Origin of the sequence: Brevundimonas sp. NPDC058933 (assembly GCF_049315965.1) — a bacterium.
Lineage (GTDB): Bacteria > Pseudomonadota > Alphaproteobacteria > Caulobacterales > Caulobacteraceae > Brevundimonas.
Genome location: NZ_JBMOSL010000015.1, coordinates 26,315 through 45,324, shown reverse-complemented (window position 1 = coordinate 45,324; position 19,010 = coordinate 26,315). Strand labels below are relative to the sequence as shown.

General features: G+C 66.6%; 13 protein-coding genes and 1 pseudogene. 8 read left to right on the top strand and 6 right to left on the bottom strand.

The genetic code is table 11. The annotated features are described in order from the left end of the window. Positions 1 to 220: 220 nt before the first annotated feature. The 4 genes from carB to ACOZBP_RS16300 all read right to left on the bottom strand — a co-directional run bounded on the left by carB (position 221) and on the right by ACOZBP_RS16300 (position 8,286). Positions 221 to 3,520 (bottom strand): carbamoyl-phosphate synthase large subunit, encoded by a 3,300-nt coding sequence (carB, locus tag ACOZBP_RS16315; RefSeq protein WP_422677379.1) that lies wholly within the window; start codon positions 3,518 to 3,520, stop codon positions 221 to 223. A gap of 9 nt (positions 3,521 to 3,529) precedes the next feature. Further along, complete coding sequence (locus ACOZBP_RS16310; protein WP_178823261.1) at positions 3,530 to 3,805, bottom strand: hypothetical protein; 276 nt, start codon at positions 3,803 to 3,805, stop codon at positions 3,530 to 3,532. A 216-nt stretch (positions 3,806 to 4,021) separates the two neighbouring features. Then, positions 4,022 to 7,312, bottom strand: a complete 3,291-nt coding sequence (locus tag ACOZBP_RS16305; RefSeq protein ID WP_422677378.1) for a TonB-dependent receptor domain-containing protein — start codon at positions 7,310 to 7,312, stop codon at positions 4,022 to 4,024. A 272-nt stretch (positions 7,313 to 7,584) separates the two neighbouring features. Next, the gene (locus ACOZBP_RS16300; RefSeq protein WP_422677377.1) at positions 7,585 to 8,286 is read right to left on the bottom strand and encodes an HAD family hydrolase; all 702 of its coding nucleotides are present in this window, start codon (positions 8,284 to 8,286) and stop codon (positions 7,585 to 7,587) included. Positions 8,287 to 8,376: 90 nt separating this feature from the next. Here ACOZBP_RS16300 and ACOZBP_RS16295 point away from each other — a divergent pair, with 90 nt between their 5' ends. The 3 genes from ACOZBP_RS16295 to ACOZBP_RS16285 all read left to right on the top strand — a co-directional run bounded on the left by ACOZBP_RS16295 (position 8,377) and on the right by ACOZBP_RS16285 (position 11,868). After that, a complete protein-coding gene (locus tag ACOZBP_RS16295) occupies positions 8,377 to 9,672 on the top strand; it encodes an amino acid permease (RefSeq protein ID WP_422677376.1) in 1,296 nt (431 codons plus the stop codon). An 86-nt stretch (positions 9,673 to 9,758) separates the two neighbouring features. After that, positions 9,759 to 10,922, top strand: coding sequence for a glutamine-hydrolyzing carbamoyl-phosphate synthase small subunit (carA, locus tag ACOZBP_RS16290; RefSeq protein ID WP_422677375.1), 1,164 nt, complete (start codon positions 9,759 to 9,761; stop codon positions 10,920 to 10,922). A gap of 184 nt (positions 10,923 to 11,106) precedes the next feature. Next, positions 11,107 to 11,868, top strand: coding sequence for a hypothetical protein (locus ACOZBP_RS16285; protein WP_422677374.1), 762 nt, complete (start codon positions 11,107 to 11,109; stop codon positions 11,866 to 11,868). Positions 11,869 to 11,878: 10 nt separating this feature from the next. On the opposite strand, the gene ACOZBP_RS16280 is transcribed toward ACOZBP_RS16285, so the two are convergent. Next, complete coding sequence (locus ACOZBP_RS16280) at positions 11,879 to 12,145, bottom strand: hypothetical protein (RefSeq protein WP_422677373.1); 267 nt, start codon at positions 12,143 to 12,145, stop codon at positions 11,879 to 11,881. Positions 12,146 to 12,407: 262 nt separating this feature from the next. Between ACOZBP_RS16280 and ACOZBP_RS16275 the strand changes: the two genes are divergently transcribed. The 5 genes and pseudogenes from ACOZBP_RS16275 (at position 12,408) to ACOZBP_RS16255 (ending at position 18,596) form a co-directional block, all read left to right on the top strand. Continuing rightward, a complete protein-coding gene (locus ACOZBP_RS16275; RefSeq protein ID WP_422677372.1) occupies positions 12,408 to 13,544 on the top strand; it encodes a patatin-like phospholipase family protein in 1,137 nt (378 codons plus the stop codon). 126 nt (positions 13,545 to 13,670) lie between these two features. Next, on the top strand, positions 13,671 to 15,557 hold the full coding sequence (gene dnaG, locus ACOZBP_RS16270; RefSeq protein ID WP_422677371.1) for a DNA primase: 1,887 nt from the start codon (positions 13,671 to 13,673) through the stop codon (positions 15,555 to 15,557). Between the two features lie 75 nt (positions 15,558 to 15,632). Next, positions 15,633 to 17,573 carry an RNA polymerase sigma factor RpoD gene (gene rpoD, locus ACOZBP_RS16265; RefSeq protein ID WP_422677370.1) on the top strand — a complete coding sequence of 647 codons (1,941 nt, stop codon included), beginning with the start codon at positions 15,633 to 15,635 and terminating at the stop codon, positions 17,571 to 17,573. 52 nt (positions 17,574 to 17,625) lie between these two features. Next, positions 17,626 to 17,823 (top strand): annotated as a pseudogene (locus ACOZBP_RS16260) (DUF2256 domain-containing protein). Positions 17,824 to 17,858: 35 nt separating this feature from the next. Then, complete coding sequence (locus tag ACOZBP_RS16255) at positions 17,859 to 18,596, top strand: extensin family protein (protein WP_422677369.1); 738 nt, start codon at positions 17,859 to 17,861, stop codon at positions 18,594 to 18,596. 18 nt (positions 18,597 to 18,614) lie between these two features. On the opposite strand, the gene ACOZBP_RS16250 is transcribed toward ACOZBP_RS16255, so the two are convergent. Continuing rightward, on the bottom strand, positions 18,615 to 18,962 hold the full coding sequence (locus ACOZBP_RS16250; protein WP_422677368.1) for a DUF1428 domain-containing protein: 348 nt from the start codon (positions 18,960 to 18,962) through the stop codon (positions 18,615 to 18,617). Positions 18,963 to 19,010 lie beyond the last annotated feature (48 nt).

The following is a 19,010-nucleotide window of genomic DNA, read 5'->3' as shown; positions in this document are numbered from 1 at the left end:
CCTTCCCCCTCGAGGGGGGAAGGGCGGGGTTGGGGGTGGGAGCGCGACGCTTCTGGATTTGGCGCGTGAGGCGTCGGCGTCTCCCCGTTTCTGGATCTGAACGGTCTGCCTGCACCCCCACCCAACCCTCCCCCCTCGAGGGGGAGGGCTTTGGCTAGCTTCCATGAAAAAGCCCCCGGCGTCGGAACGCCGGGGGCTGATTTCACGACTGGCCCGAGGCTCAGTTGTAGGACTGCACCGGGCGGACATCCAGTTCGCCGGCGCGGATGGCGGCGATCCCTTGCGCTGCGGCCAGCGAGCCGGCGGCGGTGGTGTAGTAGGGAATCTTCATCATCAGGGCCGTGCGGCGGATGGAGAAGCTGTCGGCCAGGGCCTGCTTGCCGTCGGTGGTGTTGAAGACCAGCTGGACCTCGCCGTTCTTCATGGCGTCGACGACGTTGGGCCGGCCTTCCAGCACCTTCTTGACCAGACCGACCTCGACGCCCTGGGCCTTCAGGTAGTCGTGGGTGCCGGCGGTGGCGATCACCGCAAAACCCTGGTCCAGCAGCGAGCGGACGGCCTCGACGATGAAGGGCTTGTCGGCTTCCTTGACCGAGACGAAGGCGGTGCCTTCGGTCGGCAGGACGGTGCCGCCGCCGATCTGCGACTTGGCGAAGGCGCGGGCGAAGGCGGGGGCCAGGTCGGCCTCGCCTTCACGCTTCCAGTCCAGGCCCATGACCTCGCCGGTCGAACGCATTTCCGGGCCCAGGATGGTGTCGACCCCGGCGAAGCGCGCGAAGGGGAAGACGGCTTCCTTGACTGCGATGTGGTCCAGCTCGTGATCCACCAGACCGAAGGAGGCCAAAGGCACGCCGGCCATGACCTTGGCGGCGATGGCGGCGATGGGCTGGCCGATGGTCTTGGCCACGAAGGGCGCCGTGCGGCTGGCGCGCGGGTTCACTTCCAGCACGAAGATGCGCGGGTTCTCGCTGTGCGGCTCCTCGATGGCGAACTGCACGTTCATCAGGCCGCGCACCTTCAGGGCCTTGGCCATGGCGGCGGTCTGGCGCTTCAACTCGGCCACGATCTCGGGACGCAGGGAGAAGGGCGGCATGGAGCAGGCGCTGTCGCCCGAGTGGACGCCGGCTTCCTCGATGTGTTCCAGCACGCCGGCGACGAAGACGTCCTCGTCGTCGCACAGGGCGTCGACGTCCACCTCGGTGGCGCGGTTCAAATAGTGGTCGATCAGCACCGGATCGCTGCCCGAGACGCGCATGGCCTCATGGACGTAGCGGTCCAGCTGCTCGCGGTCGTGGACGATCATCATGCCGCGGCCGCCCAGGACGTAGGAGGGGCGGAGCACGACGGGATAGCCGACTTCCTCGGCCTTCTGCGCGGCTTCCTCGGCCGAGCGGGCCAGACCGTTCGGCGGCTGTTGCAGGCCGATGGCCTGCAGCATCTGCTGGAAGCGCTCGCGGTCCTCGGCCAGGTCGATCGAGTCGACGCTGGTGCCCAGGATCGGCACGCCGTCCTCTTGCAGGGCGTGGGCCAGTTTCAGCGGGGTCTGGCCGCCGAACTGCACCACGACGCCGATCAGGTCGCCGTTAGAGCGCTCGACGTCGATCAGCTCCAGCACGTCCTCTTCGGTCAGAGGCTCGAAATAGAGGCGGTCGGAGGTGTCGTAGTCGGTCGAGACGGTCTCGGGGTTGCAGTTGACCATGATCGACTCGACGCCGATGTCGGCGAAGGCGAAGGCCGCGTGGCAGCAGCAGTAGTCGAACTCGATGCCCTGGCCGATGCGGTTGGGACCGCCGCCGAGGATGATGGCCTTCTTCTTGTCCGACGGCGCGGATTCGCACTCGGGGATCTGGCCCAGGGCGCCGCTCTCGTAGGTCGAATACATATAGGCGGTGGCCGAGGCGAACTCGGCGGCGCAGGTGTCGATGCGCTTGAACACCGGGCGGACGTTCAGGGCGCGACGGGCCTTGCGGACCTCGACCTCGGTCTTGCCGGTCAGGGTCGCCAGACGGGCGTCGGAGAAGCCCTTGGCCTTCAGCTTGCGGAAGTCGGCGTCGGTCGCGGGCAGGCCCTGGACGCGGACATGGCCCTCGGTGCGGATCAGGTCGGCGATCTGACGCAGGAACCAGGGTTCATAGGCGCAGGCGGCGTTGACGTCCTCGACCGTCAGGCCGTGGCGGAAGGCCTGGGCGATGACGCGGATGCGGTCCGGCGTCGGCTGGCCCAGGGCGCGGATGACGGCGGCGCGGGCGCTGGCGTCGTCCGCAGCGTCGGCCACGCCCTCGATCTCGATCTCGTCAAAGCCGGCCAGGCCGGTTTCCAGACCGCGCAGGGCCTTCTGCATCGATTCCTGGAAGGTGCGGCCGATGGCCATGACCTCGCCGACCGACTTCATGGCCGTGGTCAGGTGGGGCTCCGAACCCGGATACTTTTCGAAGGCGAAGCGCGGAATCTTGGTGACGACATAGTCGATGCTCGGCTCGAACGAGGCCGGCGTCACCATGGTGATGTCGTTCTGAAGCTCGTCCAGCGTATAGCCGACGGCCAGACGGGCGGCGACCTTGGCGATGGGGAAGCCGGTGGCCTTGGACGCCAGGGCGGACGAACGCGACACGCGCGGGTTCATCTCGATCACGACCATGCGGCCGTCGGCCGGGTTGATCGCCCACTGGACGTTGGAGCCGCCGGTCTCGACGCCGATCTCGCGCAGGACGTTGATCGAGCCCGTCCGCATCAGCTGGTATTCCTTGTCCGTCAGCGTCAGGGCCGGGGCGACGGTGATGCTGTCGCCGGTGTGGACGCCCATCGGGTCGATGTTCTCGATCGAGCAGATGATGATGCAGTTGTCCGCCGTGTCGCGGACGACCTCCATCTCGTATTCCTTCCAGCCCAGGACCGACTCTTCGATCAGGACCTCGGTGGTCGGCGACAGGTCCAGGCCGCGCTCCACGATCTCGTGGAATTCTTCGATATTATAGGCGATGCCGCCGCCGGTGCCGGCCAGGGTGAAGCTGGGGCGGATGATGGCGGGCAGGCCCACGAAGGCCAGGGCGTCGTCGGCTTCCTCGATGTGGTGGACGGCGCGGCTGCGGGGGCTTTCCAGACCCAGCTTGTCCATGGCGTCGCGGAATTTCTGACGGTCCTCGGCCTTGTCGATGACCTCGGCCTTGGCGCCGATCATCTCGACGCCGTATTTCGCCAGGGCGCCCGAGGCGTTCAGGGCCAGGGCCGTGTTCAGCGCGGTCTGGCCGCCCATGGTCGGCAGAAGCGCGTCGGGGCGCTCCTTGGCGATGATCTTCTCGACGATCTCGGGGGTGATCGGCTCGATATAGGTGGCGTCGGCCACCTCCGGGTCGGTCATGATGGTGGCGGGGTTCGAGTTGACCAGGATGACCCGGTAGCCCTCGGCCTTCAGCGCCTTGCAGGCCTGAACGCCGGAATAGTCGAACTCACACGCCTGACCGATGACGATCGGGCCGGCGCCGATGATCAGGATGGACTGGATGTCTGTGCGCTTGGGCATCGGCGTTACTCAGTTCGTCACGACCGCGCACTCCCAGCCGTCGTAATCGAGCTGGAAGGCCGCGGCCCAGGATTGCATCATGGCCGACACAGGCGAAAACGACGCCTCGTCGACCGCTATGGTCGTCTCCAGGACGGTCATGTCGTCCTGGCCCCGCGTCAGAAACCCGGCGCGGCGGGCCACCTCGTTGAGGTCGCCGTGATCACCGTCACCATAGAAGTAGAACAGCGTATGGCGCGGGGTGATCCCGCTGTCGCCCTGCTCGGCCAGAGCAGCGCGCACCATAGCATCCTTTTCCTCATGGCTGGTCAGCGGCGGGCTCCACGCGCGCGAAGAAACCGGACGCAGGGCGAGCCCCCGCGACCGATCCGTTCAGGTTGTCGGTTAAGCGGCCCGTTTAGAGAGGCGGACCCCCGCTGGCAAGACCCGGGAAGCCTTGCAGGACGCAAAGAAAAAGGGCGGCCCTTGCGGGCCGCCCTTCAACCTCTTTTCAGACTGAACTTACCAGGGACGGAAGTTCAGGCCGACGAAGAAGCGACGACCGTAGGGGTCGAAGTTCGAGTACAGCGTCGTACCGAGGTAGGACGGCTGTTCGGCGTCGAAGGCGTTCACCACGCCGGCGCGCACGGACAGGTCGTCACGGACGTTCCAACGGACGGTGAAGTCGTTCCGCACGAAGTTGTCCGTGTTCAGCTGGTCAGCCGAACGCGAGTCGGCGTTCAGCACCCAGTCACGAAGCTGGACGATGTCCTGAGCGGCTTGCCAGTCGGCGGTCCAGTTGATGCTCCAGACCTCGTTCGGGGTCCAGGTCAGCGACGAGGACAGACGAACGCGCGGGTAGCTGCCGCCGACGGCCAGGGTGCTGGCCAGTTCGTCGAAGTCGCCCGGATCCGACTCGTTCAGGAAGTCCTTCTGCTCGATCAGCCAGCTGCCGGCCAGCGAGTAGTCCAGACGACCCCAGTTGCGACCCATCATCTCGTCGAAGTCGAAGCTGTAGTTCGCCGTGACGTCCATGCCGCGCGTCTGCAGCTTGGCGTAGTTCAGCGAACCCTGGATGAAGCCGCCGATCGGATCGTTGTTGGGGGCGCCGATGCCGAAAGCGATGCCCGGGTTGTTGCGGAAGATGGTCGAGCAGGCAGCTGTATTGAGGCTGTCGCCGTTGACGCAGTTTTCCGCAGCCGTCTGAGCCGACACCGAAGCGATGACCTGTTCGATCTCGATCTCGTAGTAGTCGAGAACCAGCGAGAAGTTCGGGATGAAGCGAGGCTTCAGCACCGTCGAGAAGGTGAAGCTGGTGGACTCTTCCGGCTCCAGGTTGGGGTTGCCGCCCATCGAGCCGGAGATGCCCGAGGTGTAGGTCGGGTTGAAGTCGTCGGCGTTGGTGGCGGTGGCGCCGGCGAAGTCGAACGTCAGACCCTGCTGCGCCGCAAGGGTGGTGCAGTTCGCGATGCGGTTGGTCTTGGTCTCGGCGTCAGCGACGGCCGCGATGTTCAGCGTGGCGCACGGGTCGGTGATGTTGTTGAGGAAGGTCTCGCTGTAGGGCGAGAAGTTTTCGCCCAGGTCAGGCACCCGCACCGAGGTGTTGTAGCTGGTCTTGAAGCTGATGTCCGGGATCGGACGATAGACCAGGTTCACGCCATAGACGTCGACATTGCCCACCGTCGAATAGTCGGCGTAGCGGTAGGAACCGCTCAGCTCGGCGTACTCACCCAGGAAGCTGTCGCGGAACAGCGGGATCGACAGCTCGGTGAAGACTTCCTTGGATTCATAGGAAGCTTCCGGGAAGTCCGGGCCCGAGTTGAGGAACAGCAGGCGACCGTCGGTGTCGCGATCGCGGCCAGTGGCCTCGGTCGTTTCCTTACGGTACTCGCCGCCGATGGCGACGCCGATGGGGCCAGCGCCCCAGAAGTCCCACAGGTTGCCGGAGACCGACGCCAGCACTTGCTGCTGCTCGTTACGCTCCTTGATGCCGATGACGGCGTCGACGTACTCGAGAGCTTCGGCGCTCTGGTTGCCCTTGCCGAAGATGTTCAGCGGGGTGCACTGGGCGATCGAGTCGCGACCGTATTGCGAGTCGCGCAGGTCGCCGCCGCGTTGCGGGTCGCCGATGTCGCCGTTCGGCACGCCTTGGGCGTTCAGCAGTTGGGCGCGGCAGACGATCTGGCCGGCCTGGCCGTTGACGATGCCGGCGGTGTCGACCACGGCGTCAGCCGCCAGGGCGAAGCGCTGGCCATCAACGCCACGCTCGCGGTTTTCGATCTCCACCTTGCCGTAGGTGTAGCCGATGTCCCAGGCGATGTCCTTGACGAAGCTGAACTGGTCGAAGTCGCCGCGGGCGCCGACCACATAGCGTTGCAGTTCACGCGTGTTGTCCTGCGTGCGGTCGGGACCGAACAGGGTGTGACGGGCGTTCTGCAGGGCGATGCCCGGCAGGGCGACGCCGGCCGCGTCAGCCGTCGGGCGGCTGTAGGGCGTCACGATGTTGTTGCGGATGGCTTCCTTGACGTTGGTCGGCAGGAAGGCGTTGTCGTCCCAGCGCAGGTCGAAGTTGTTCACCGCATAGATCGGATTGGCGGTGTTGGCGCTGTACGAGTTGACCAGATCGACGTCGAAGAAGGTCGGCTGACCACGGTCGAAGGTGTCTTCCGTGATGTACTTGGCTTCGCCGTACAGTTCGATGTTGTCGGTCAGCTTGAAGGTCGAACCGACCTGATAGCGTTGCGATTCCGAACGCGGAACGCGCGAGCCGGTCGAGAAGTCAGCCGGGTTTTCGCCGTCGCCGCCGATGTTGTACGGGCGGTTGATGCCGGTGTTGCCGACGCGCTGGCCGAAGTCGGCCAGGCGAGCGCCGCCGTTTTCATACCAGAAGGTCTTGCCCGGCGTGACGCCGAAGCAGTTGGCGCTGTAGGAGAAGTCGCCGTCCGGGAAGCAGTCGGCGTAGGCCACGTTCGGGTTGGTCAGGTCGCTGGGACGCTGGACGTTGGCCAGGGTGGTCTGGCCCCAACGCGGGATGTCCAGACGCTTGACGCCGCTGAAGACGTGGCTGTCGAGGCGGCCGTCGTACTGGGCGTTGGTCGGGTCGGCGTCGATGCCCAGGCGGACCGGAGCGCGACGGATCCAGTCGATGTCCATCGAGGTGACTTCGTCGGTCTGCTCGTATTCAGCGTGAGCATAGACGTTCAGGCGGTCGTCGAAGAAGTTCTTGCCGATCAGGGCCGAGACGCGCTTGTTGGCTTCGCCGCCCTGGTTGATCATGCCGTAGTTGGCGTCGACTTCCAGACCTTCGAAGTCCTTGCGCATCACGAAGTTCAGCACGCCCGAGACGGCGTCGGCGCCGTAAACCGACGATGCGCCGCCCGTGACGATCTCGATGTTCTGGATCAGCAGGCGCGGGATGGCGTCGACGTCGACGGCCAGCGAACCGCCCGACGAGCCCACGTGACGACGTCCGTCGACCAGGGTCAGGGTGCGGTTGGAGCCCAGCGAGCGCAGGTTCGGCAGCGACAGGCCGCCGTCGCCCAGGTTCGAGCCCGTGGTGTCCGAAGGCACAACCGAGTTCGACAGGGCCGGGATGGTGGCCAGATAGTTGATGACCGACGACTGACCGGTGGTCAGCAGGGCTTCACGCTGGACCTGGATCAGCGGGGTGGGGGCGTTGGTCGGGTCGCGACGGATGCGCGAACCAGTGACGACGATCTCGCCGACTTCGGTGGCGACGTCGGGTTGGGAAACGGGCTGCACAGCGTCGGCCGACTGGGCCATCGCCGGAGCGGTCAGCGCGATCGCGCTCACAAGCACCGTCGAACCGAGGAGGAATGCTCTCATTACTTTAATACACCTGACACAAAAAAGCCGGAAGCGGCCACACATTCCCCAAGGTGTGACCGAAATGGGGCTGAACTTGTCTAGATTTGGTCAAACTGTGGTCAGATCGACGGCTTGTCGGTCGGGTGGTGCAGACAAGACACAATTAAGACGATCTCTATCTCAGAATGTGAAGTTACCTTGTTCGACGATTCGGATGCTTTGAAATGCAGATTTTCGTTCTGAGAACATTGAAATATTTAGCGCTGACCCATGGCTGTTATCCAGTCAGGCAACTCGCCGATGCGGCTCAGGGACACATAGCGGGGGTGGTTTTCCGGGGCGTCCGCCAGCTCGTGGGCCCAGGTGATCTCGTAGGGGATGTGACAGGCGAAGGCGCCGGCCTCGAGCGCGGGCAGGACGTCGGACTTCATGGAGTTGCCGGCCATGACCGCCTCGGCCGCGCCGGTGCCGTGGCGGGCGAAGATCCGGTCATAGGTCGAGCGGTCCTTCTCGGACACGATCTCGACGGCGGCGAACAGATCGCCAAGGCCGGACGCCGCCAGCTTGCGCTCCTGATCCATCAGGTCGCCCTTGGTGATCAGGATCAGGCGATAGGTCTCTGACAGTTGGGCCACGACCTCGTCGACGCCGGGCAGGGTCTCGACCGGATGGGCCAGCATCTCGCGACCGGCGGCCAGGATCTCGCGGATAATGTGCGGCGGGGCGGCGCCGTCGCACAACTCCATCGCCGTCTCCAGCATCGACAGGGTGAAGCCCTTCACGCCATAGCCGTAGAGTCGAAGGTTGCGCCGTTCGACCACCGCCAGACGGTCCATCATCACCGGCTCGTCGGCGTGATCGGCCAACAGGTCCACGAACCGCTTCTGGCTCAGCCGGAAGATGGTTTCGTTGTGCCAGAGGGTGTCGTCGGCATCGAGGCCGACCGTGGTGATGGTCATGGGGTGAACTCCAGTGTGTCGGCGGCTCTCTATCCCAGGCCCGCCCCATTATCACGCGACGGGTGCGGCATTTCGGTCTATGCGGCGAAGATGACCCAGACGGAAATCCTGCCTGACCCGCCTCACCGCATCGGATGGGCGCTCGCCGCCCTGGTGGTGGCCGGGAACATGATCGGATCGGGCGTCTATCTTCTGCCGGCGACCCTGGCGCCGACGGGCAGTTCCAGCATCATCGGCTGGCTGATCTGCGGCCTGGGCGCGGTGACCCTGGCCCTGGTGTTCGGGGGCCTGGGGCGAATGCAGCCGGACGCCGACGGCCTGTCGGACTTCACCCGGCGCGGCATGGGGCGTTTCATCGGCTATCAGACGGGGCTGGCCTACTGGGCCGCCTGCCTGGCCGGGAACGTGGCCCTGGCGGTGGCGGGCACCGGCTATCTGGCCTTCTTCATTCCGGCGCTGAAGGAACCGCTGTGGGCGGCGCTCAGCAATCTGGCCCTGATCTGGCTGACCTCGGCGGCCTATGCCAGCGGCGCGCGGACGGCGGCGCGGTTTGGGGCCATTACGCTCGGTCTGGGCCTGATCCCCATTATTCTGGCCATCATCGCCGGGGCCATGGCCTTCAGCGGCGACACCTTCGCCGCCTCGTGGAGTCCGGGCTACCAGCCGCTATTGAAGACGGTGCCGGCCTCGCTGGCCATCATCTTCTGGGCCTTCCTGGGGGTCGAGAGCGCCGCCGCCCTGTCCAGCCTGGTCAAGAACCCCGCCGTCGACGTGGGGCGCGCCTCGCTGGGCGGGGTGGCCCTGGCCTTCATCGTCTATGTGGCCGCCAGCATCGCCGTTTTCGGCGTCATTCCGGCTGATGTCCTGATCCACTCGACCAGTCCCTACGCCGATCTGGTGGCGCGGGTCATGGGCTCGTCCGTGGCAGGGCTGGTCGCGGCCTGCGCCGTGATCAAGGTGCTGGGCACCATCGCCGGCTGGACCATGCTGGCGGGCGAGACCTCGCGCGGGGCGGCCGAGGCCGGCTGGATGCCGCGCTGGTTTGGCGGAGCCCAGAAGGGCAAGACGCCCCTCAGCAACCCCATCCTGAACTGCGTCGTCATGAGCGTCATGGTCATCGCCAGCGCCCAGCCGACCCTGGGCCAGCAGTTCGGCGTGCTGATCGGCGTGACCTCGGTGCTGACGCTCTGCCTGTATGCTCTGTGTTCGATCACGCTGTGGAGGCTGACGAAGAAGACCGGCTGGCGTGCTATGGCCGTGGTCGGGGTGGTCTTCTCGGCCTTTGCGGTCGCGGCGGCGGCGGGCGGCTATATCCTGCCCAGCGTCGGATTCTTCGCCCTGACCAGTCTGGCCTGGCTCTGGGTGCGGAAGCGCCAGACGGTATAATGGTCGGGGCGTGTTGACCGCGCCCCTGCATCTCTTTAGTCACGCCGCCGTTTGCCTGCCCGTATTCATTGTTAGGAGCCTGCGCCATGACGACCCAGATTCTGTCCGGCGCCACTGGCGTCCTCGCGCTCGCTGACGGCACCATCCTGCAAGGCATTGGAGTCGGCGCTGTCGGTTCGGTCCTCGGCGAGGTGGTCTTCAACACCTCCATGACGGGCTATCAGGAAATCCTGACCGACCCCTCCTACATGAGCCAGATCCTGGCCTTCACCTTCCCCCACGTCGGCAATGTCGGCGTGAACATGGAAGACGTCGAGCAGATCGGCGGCTCTCCGGAGCGTGCGGCCCGCGGCGCCATCTTCCGCGACGTCCCGACCGAGCCCGCTAACTGGCGCGCCACCGGCAGCCTGGACGCCTGGATGAAGACGCGCGGCGTGGTCGGTCTGGCCGGGGTGGACACCCGCGCCCTGACCAAGATCATCCGCGACAAGGGCGCGCCTCACGCCGTCATCGCTCACAATCCGGAGGGGCAGTTCGACCTGGAAGCCCTGGTGGCCCAGGCCAAGGCCTGGAGCGGCCTGGTCGGTCTGGACCTGGCCAAGGAAGCCTCGACCACCCAGGCCTTTGAATGGACCGAAGGCGTCTGGGACTGGCCGGCCGGCTACGCCAGGCCTGAAGCCGGCGCCAGGTCGGTGGTGGTCATCGACTATGGCGTGAAGCGCAACATCCTGCGCGCCCTGGCCTCGACCGGCGTGAAGATCACCGTGGTGCCGGCGACGACCTCGGCCGAGGACATCCTGGCTCGCAATCCCGACGGCGTGGTCCTGTCGAACGGTCCGGGCGATCCGGCCGCGACCGGCGAATACGCCGTGCCGGAAATCCGCAAGCTGGTCGCCAGCGGCAAGCCGGTCATGGGCATCTGCCTGGGCCATCAGATGCTGGCCATCGCCCTGGGCGCCAAGACGCTGAAGATGGATCAGGGCCACCACGGCGCCAACCACCCGGTCAAGGATCTGACCACGGGCAAGGTCGAGATCGTGTCGATGAACCACGAGTTCTCGGTCGACCGCGACAGCCTGCCGGACGCCGTGGAGGAAACCCACGTCAGCCTGTTCGACGGCACCAACTGCGGCATCGCCCTGAAGGGCAAGCCGGTGTTCAGCGTCCAGCACCACCCCGAAGCGTCGTCGGGTCCGATCGACAGCCTCTATCTGTTCGACCGCTTTGCCGAGTCGATGAAGGGCGCCTGATATCGCCCGCTCCCGCTATCTGAACTGGCTGGGCGGGGTTCTGCGTCCGGCGGCGGCTGGCCAGTCGGACGACGCTGGCGATCGGGACGTCATCCTGGGCTATGCGACCGGCTATGGCGTCGCCCATGTCGAGGCCTTCGTACGCTCGTTACGGGCGGTCTACACGGGGGCGGTCGTCCTGTTTGTGCATGACGATCCGGCTCTGCTGGCGTTTCTGGCCGCGCATGACGTGGAGACGGTGGTTGTCGCGCCGACCGAGGCCTGGACGCCGCAGCCGGTGGTGGCGCGCTTTTCCGCCTATGAGCGCTACATCGCCGCCCGGCCAGGTCTGCGCCATGTGCTGATGACCGACGTGCGGGACGTGGTGTTCCAGGGCGCGCCCTTCGTTCCGGCCCCGACCGGGCTGGAGGTCTTTGTTGAGTATGAAACGGGTCGGCTGGCGGACCACGCCTTCCAGGTGAAGCACCTGCGGGCGCTGGCGGGGGACGCTCTGGCCAGACGGCTGGACGACCAGCCCTGCATCTGCGCCGGCACCATCGTCGGGCCGGCCGACGAGGCGGCGCGTCTCTGCCGCCTGATCCTGACGCTGGGCGCCATCCCCCGGTCGGCGGTCGGCGGCGGTTTCGGCGTGGATCAGGCCTCGCTGGCGCTGGCGGTCGGCTATGGCCTCATCCCGGCGCAGGTTCAGGACAACTACCGCCGCGTCGCCACCATCGGGATGGCGTCTGACGGGATCCGTCTCGAGGACGGACGCATCGTCAATCCGGACGGCGGCGTCAGCCCGGTGGTGCACCAGTACGACCGCCGCCCCGAACTGGTGGAGGCCATGCGGGCGCGGTGGAGCCAGGCTCTTCCGGATCGCGTGGCCAAGGGGGCGGGCGCCTGGACCCGCTGGCGGCGCAAGACCGCAGCCTCGATCGAACGGCGCCTGCCCGACTTGCGCTAGAGGCGAGGCGTCAAGGCAGGGTCGCGAGTCGCGCTTCACGGCGCAGTTCGCAGGCCTTGCGCACCGCCATGGGTGCAGCGGAGATCCAGTAGGCGGCGTCCTCGGCGCGGCAGGCCGACCGCCGTTCCTGACCGCGTCGTCGTCGCGCGGCGGCGTTGTCCAGCAGGCGCGCGTGCAGGGCGCGGGGCGTCAGGAAGGGGATGGCGGGGGAGCCGGGGACGGCGACGGCGTCGGGGCCTTGGGGCTCCACCGCCGGGCGGGCGATGGCGATGAACATGGGCGCTCTTGATCCGGTTGCACGGCGTCGTATCGCGACCGCGACGGCGTCGTGGGTTTCGTCGCTTCTGCAACGACGGGAGGAATAATCCACAAGTCTGTGAATAGTTTCGTTGGTGTCGGAAATAATATCGTTTTTAATCAGGCGCTTAATGACGCAAAGCGGCCATTATGGTTAAGAAGTCCTTAATGCGGCCATTGGCCTGAACCATTCGTTTCTGCCGGCGATGGCCCTATATGATCGCCGTCTCTGGAGGATGCCTATGGGTCTCGGTCTGATGCGGACGGTCACAGCCGTCGTGGGCGCCGCCCTGTTATTGTCGGCCTGCGCCAGCGGCGCGCGCAGCGACTTCGGCCTGAGTGAACGCGAGGCGGCCTCGCCCCTGGGCTTTCCTCATGTCCGCTTCTCGGTTGAAGATGAAGCCGCGGCGCAGAGGATCGAGCAGCAGTTGGGCGATGGCGTGCCGAAGGGCCCCGACGGCCACTTCGACCTGATCGCCCTGTCCGGCGGCGGGGCCAACGGCGCCTTCGCCGCCGGCCTGATCAACGGCTGGACCGCCAGCGGCAAGCGCCCTGACTTCGAGGTCGTGACGGGGGTGTCCACCGGCGCCCTGGCCGCACCCTTCGTCTTCCTCGGCCCGCGCTGGGATGCGCGACTGAAGGAGGCCTATGTCGGGGGGCAGGCCACGGGTCTCCTGAAAAGCCGGGGCCTGAACGCCTTGGTCGGATCCGGGGTGTTCAGCGGTGCGCCGCTGCGCCAACTGGTCGAAAGCCATGTTGACGAGGTCATGCTGGCCGAGGTCGCCGCCGAACACGCCAAGGGGCGATTGCTGCTGGTCGCCACGACGGATCTGGACGCCCAGCGCGGCGTCATCTGGAACATGGGCGCCATCGCAGAGCGCGGCGGACCCGAGGCCCTGGAGCTGTTCCGCGAGGTCCTCGTCGCCTCGGCCAGCATTCCGGGCGCCTTTCCGCCGGTGATGATCCGCTCCCAGGGGCAGGGCGCGGTGTTCGAGGAGATGCATGTCGACGGCGGGGTGATGAACCCCTTCGTCGCCTTGCCGCAGATCATGTGGAACTGGGACGACGTGGCCGGGGTGTTCGAGGGCGCGCGCCTGCATGTCGTGGTCAACGGCAAGGATGCGCCGCGTTTCGCTGTGACCCGCGACGCCGGCATTCCGGTCCTGACCCGCAGCCTGGATGCGGTGCTGGGCGGACAACTGCGCGCCACCATCGCCGCCAACCGCGCCTTCGCCAGCCGCAACGGCCTGGAGTTCCACGTCGCCGCCATTCCCGAGGATTTCGACGGCGCCAACAGTCTGGATTTCAATCAGGCGGCGATGCAGGCCGTCTACGATCTGGGCGAGGCCCTGGGCCGCACCGGCGAGGCGTGGAAATAGGGCGGCGCCCGGAACCGATGCGGTTCTCCACGATGTTCACAGGCTGTGGGCAAGTTTGCCGGGAAAGGTCAGGCGCCGCGACGCGCCAGGGCTTCCCTTCGTGGTCGCGCGGGAGTCTCTGAGAACGTGCGTTTCGACGATCGTTTCCTTGAAGAACTGAAGGCCCGCCTTCGCCCGTCCGACGTGATCGGGCGGACGGTGAAGCTCAAGCGGCAGGGCCGTGAGTATGTGGGCCTCAGCCCCTTCTCCAAGGAACGGTCGCCCAGCTTCTTCGTCAACGACGACAAGGGCTTCTTCCACGACTTCAGCTCGGGCAAGCACGGCGACGTCATCAGCTTCCTGCAGGAGACCGAGCGTCTCAGCTTCGTCGAGGCGGTGCAGCGGCTGGCGGGCGAGGCGGGGATGCAACTGCCCGCCGAGGACCCGCAGTCGGCCGAGCGCGAGGCCCGGAAGCAGGGCCTGACCGACTGGATGGACCTGGCCCAGAAGTGGTTCGCCGCCAATCTGCGCCGCTCGGTCGGCAAGGCGGCGCGCGAGTATCTGGAAAAGCGCGGCCTGCCCGAGGACCAGTGGGAGCGTTTCGGTCTGGGCTATGCCCCCAATGACCGCGAGGGACTGAAGGCGGCCCTGGTCCAGCGCGGGGCGCGGCCGGGCGATCTGGTCGAGGCCGGGATGCTGATTTCGCCGGAAAGCGGCGGCCAGCCCTATGACCGGTTCCGCGACCGGCTGATGTTCCCCATCCTGGACGCGCGCGGGCGGATCGTCAGCTTCGGCGGGCGGGCCATGAATCCCGACGATCGGGCCAAGTATCTGAACGGGCCGGAAAGCCCGCTGTTTCACAAGGGCGCCACCCTCTACGGCCTGCCCGAGGCGCGGCGGATTCTGGGGGCCGAGAGCCGGGGCGAGCAGGGGATCATCGTCGTCGAAGGCTATATGGACGTCATCGCCTGCCAGCGCGCCGGCCTGCCGGCCGTGGCGCCCATGGGCACGGCCCTGACGGAAGAACAGATGGAACGGCTGTGGCGGGTCTCGGCCGAGCCCGTGCTCTGCTTCGACGGGGACGCCGCGGGGCTGCGGGCCGCCTATCGCTCGATCGAGCGGTCCTTGCCGCTGTTGAAGTCGGGGCGGTCCTTCCGTTTCGCCCTGCTGGAGGCCGGTCAGGACCCGGACGACATCCTGCGCGACAAGGGGGCGCCGGCCCTGCGCCATGCGATCAGCGAGACACGGCCCTTTGTCGAGGTGCTGTTCCGCCGCGAGGCCGAGGCCGAGCCGCTGGACACGCCCGAACGCAAGGCGGGACTGAAGGGGCGGCTGCGGCAGGCGGCCTCGGCCATCCAGGACAAGGATCTGGCCGAGCAATACCGCCGCGATCTGTTCGAGCGGTTCGACGCCCTGTTCCCGCGCCAGCAGCAACAGCAGCCGTCGACGCAATTCCAGAACGGTCGTGTCGGGCCGGCAGGGCGCTGGCGCGGTCCGCCGCCCAAGCTGGGTCAGACGGCCGAGGGCGCCCAGGCCATGCACGCCCTGTCGCGCTCCATCGAGCCGGTCGCCGCCGCCCTGGCCCACGGCGCGGTCGATGATCCGGAGCGAATGGACGATCATCTGGAGGCCATCGCCCGGCACGGCTTCGGCGACCCTGCGCTGGACGGGCTGGCGCAGGAACTGGTCCGATTGCGGTTTTCGGGGCAGAGCCTTGACTCTGCGGCGATCCGACGCCATCTGGCCCAATCGGGTCATGATGCCTTGATGCACGAGGTCGAGAAGGCGGCGGCAAAGTCCGGCGCGCCATTCCTGGCTGCAGACAAGCCCCTCGGCGAGGCGAGGATCCGGTGGTCGCAGGCGTTCGACGCTCTGACCCGCGTAGCGGCGTTGGAGCAGGCGCTGGCGTCAGCAAAGTCGGAAGCCCACAAGGCGTTCGACACCTCGGCTTTCACGCTGGTGAAGGCCGAGCGCGATGCTTTGCGACGGGCCATCAAGACCGGAACGATTTGGGAAGACGCGGCTTCTTCGTAACCAACGAAGTTGTCGGGCGTTGTATTTTCGCCGCAGGGGACTGATCACCCCCGAGCGGTCGTGGAGACTGACTGAATGAGCGCGCAGACCGAGACGCAGGAAACCGAAGCCAATACCGACGGGCCCTTGCTCGATCTGACGGACGCCGGCGTCAAGAAGTTCATCAAGCAGGCCAAGGCGCGCGGCTATGTCACGATGGAGGAGCTGAACAAGGTCCTGCCCAGCGAAGAAGTGACGCCTGACGCCATCGAAGACACCCTGGCCATGCTGTCGGAAATGGGCGTCAACGTGGTTGAAGCCGAGGACGACGCGGCGGAAGCGACCGGCACGGACGTGGCCGCCGCCGCCGAGACCTCGGTCGCCGAGGCCCCGGCCAAGGCCGCCTATGACCGCACCGACGACCCCGTGCGCATGTATCTGCGCGAGATGGGTTCGGTCGAACTGCTGAGCCGCGAGGGCGAAATCGCCATCGCCAAGCGGATCGAAGCCGGTCGCGACGCCATGATCTCGGGTCTGTGCGAAAGCGCCCTGACCTTCGAGGCCATCATGGTCTGGCGCGAGGAGCTGGCCAACAACCGCATCCTGCTGCGCGAGGTCATCGATCTGGACGCCACCTACGGCATCCTGAATCCGTCGTCCCTGCCGCACAACCAGCCGCCCGCCGCCTTGCCGGGCGCCGCCCCGGCCGCGGGCGAGGCCGAAAAGCCTGAGAGCGAGGATGACGACGAAGACGACTTCGACGACGGCGGCGGCATGTCCATCTCGGCCCTGGAAGCCGAGCTGCGCGACGGCGTCATGGAAGTGCTGGACGCGATCGCCGCCGACTTCAGCGGTTTCCGCAAGCTGCAGGACAAGCTGGTCGAGGCCCGCCTGAAGGGCGAGGTGCTCAGCGCCAAGGATCACAAGGCCTACGAGACGCTGACGAAGACGATCTCGGATCGTCTGAAGACGATGAAGTTGAACAACAACCGCATCGAGGCCCTGGTCGAGCAGTTGTATGCGATCAACAAGCGCCTGATCGGCCTGGAAGGCCGTCTGCTGCGCCTGGCCGACAGCTACGGCATCTCGCGTCCCGAGTTCCTGAAGGCCTATTTCGGTTCGGAGCTGGATCCGAACTGGGCCGAGCGCGTCAAGGAGATGGGCGTGCGCTGGACCAAGTTCAGCGAGAACGAAGCCGGCCAGATCGGCCAGATCCGCAGCGACGTCGCGGCCGTGGCGACCGAAGCCGGCCTGCCGATCGACGACTATCGCCGCATCGTCCAGACGGTGCAGAAGGGCGAGCGCGAGGCCCGTCAGGCCAAGAAGGAAATGGTCGAGGCCAACCTGCGCCTGGTCATCTCCATCGCCAAGAAATACACCAACCGCGGCCTGCAGTTCCTGGACCTGATCCAGGAGGGCAACATCGGCCTGATGAAGGCGGTCGACAAGTTCGAGTACCGTCGCGGCTACAAGTTCTCGACCTACGCCACCTGGTGGATCCGTCAGGCCATCACCCGCTCGATCGCCGACCAGGCGCGGACCATCCGTATCCCGGTGCACATGATCGAAACGATCAACAAGATCGTCCGCACCTCGCGTCAGATGCTGCACGAGATCGGCCGTGAGCCGACCCCGGAAGAACTGGCCGAAAAGCTGGCCATGCCGCTGGAGAAGGTCCGCAAGGTCCTGAAGATCGCCAAGGAGCCGATCAGCCTCGAAACCCCCATCGGCGACGAGGAAGACTCCCACCTGGGCGACTTCATCGAGGACAAGAACGCGATCCTGCCGATCGACGCGGCCATCCAGTCGAACCTGCGCGAGACCACGACCCGCGTGCTGGCTTCGCTGACGCCGCGTGAGGAACGCGTCCTGCGGATGCGCTTCGGCATCGGCATGAACACCGATCACACCCTGGAAGAAGTCGGCCAGCAGTTCAGCGTGACCCGCGAACGCATCCGTCAGATCGAGGCCAAGGCCCTGCGCAAGCTGAAGCACCCGTCGCGGTCGCGGAAGCTGCGGTCCTTCCTGGACAGCTGAAGACGATCAGGGGCGGCTCCGACGGGGCCGCCCTTTTTCGTTGCGAGATCCCATGGCGCGAAAGCACGTCAATCTGGGCATGGCGCCGGCCAAGGGCGACCTGCCGCAGAAGGTCTGCGCCGCCTGCGGCCTGCCCTTCGCGTGGCGCAGGAAGTAGGCGCGGGATTGGCATCAGGTCAGGTTCTGCTCCGATCGCTGTCGGGCCAGGGGCGCGGCCGAGGGGGGCGATAGTCGGCTGGCCGGCTCGTAACGCAGGCGATGAGGGAATCAGATAGCGTTCCGACCATGTTGTTCCCGTCTCGCGTCTTATCTGTCCTCGTCTGCCTCGGCGTCGCGCTGGCGCTCAGCAGTTGCGTGCGGCGCCCGCCCGAGCCCTTGAGGCCGTCCTATCCCGCGCGGACGGAGGCGCCGCTGGTCGGGGGGCTGGTCGATCGGGCGATCGACGGCGGAACCCAGGCCTCGGTCGTCCGTGAGGGGAGCAATCTGGGTCAATGCCTGGCCGAGTTGAACGCTGCCCGGGTGCGGTTCAGCCCCGTGCCGGACCGCCAGAACACCTCCACCTGCGGTCTGAGCCAGGGCGGGGTGCTGGGCGCCGATCTGGGCACGGTGGCGCGGATGGTGCCGGGCGAGGTGGAGATGACCTGCCAGACAGCCCTGGCCCTGAGCATCTGGCGGCGGCAGTCGCTGGAGCCGGCGGCGCGAGAGATATTGGGCTCGGACGTGGTCCAGATCGACCACTTCGGCGCCTACGCCTGTCGCAACGTGAACAACGGCGGCGTCAGCACCCGCGTCAGCGCCCACGCAAGGGCCATGGCGCTGGATGTCTCCGGCGTGCGCCTGCGCGACGGACGGCGCATCACCCTGACCGACAACTGGCAAGGGGATGCGCCCGAAGCCCGGTTCCTGCGCCGCATCCGCGATGACGCCTGCCGCATCTTCGGCACGGTGCTGAGCCCTGACTATAACGCCGTGCATGCCGACCACCTCCACCTGGAGGCGACCGACACGCGGTTCTGCCGCTGACCGTCGCCGGTCGGCGTATCAGCTCTCGAAGATGGGCTGGAAGCCGCCCCACATCATGCGCTTGCCGTCGAACGGCATGTCCATGTCGGAAAAGTCCGGGTCGTTCTGCATCTTCTCCCAGCAGGCGTCGGCGGTGGCGCGGTCCGGCCATTTCAGCCAGGAGAAGACGACCGCTTCGCCTTCCTCGAGCTTCACCGCCAGGTCGAAGCCGGTGACCTTGCCGGGCGGGATGTCCTCGCCCCAGGTCTCGACCTGTTCCAGGGCGCCGTACTTCTGGAACAGGGGCCAGGACTTGCGGGCGGACTCGATATAGCGGTCCTTGTTCTCGGTCTTCACGGGGGTCAGGAAGCCGGTGATGTAGGCCATATTGGTGTCTCCTAAGGTTGACCCCTATCGCTCGCCGCGCGGCGGCTC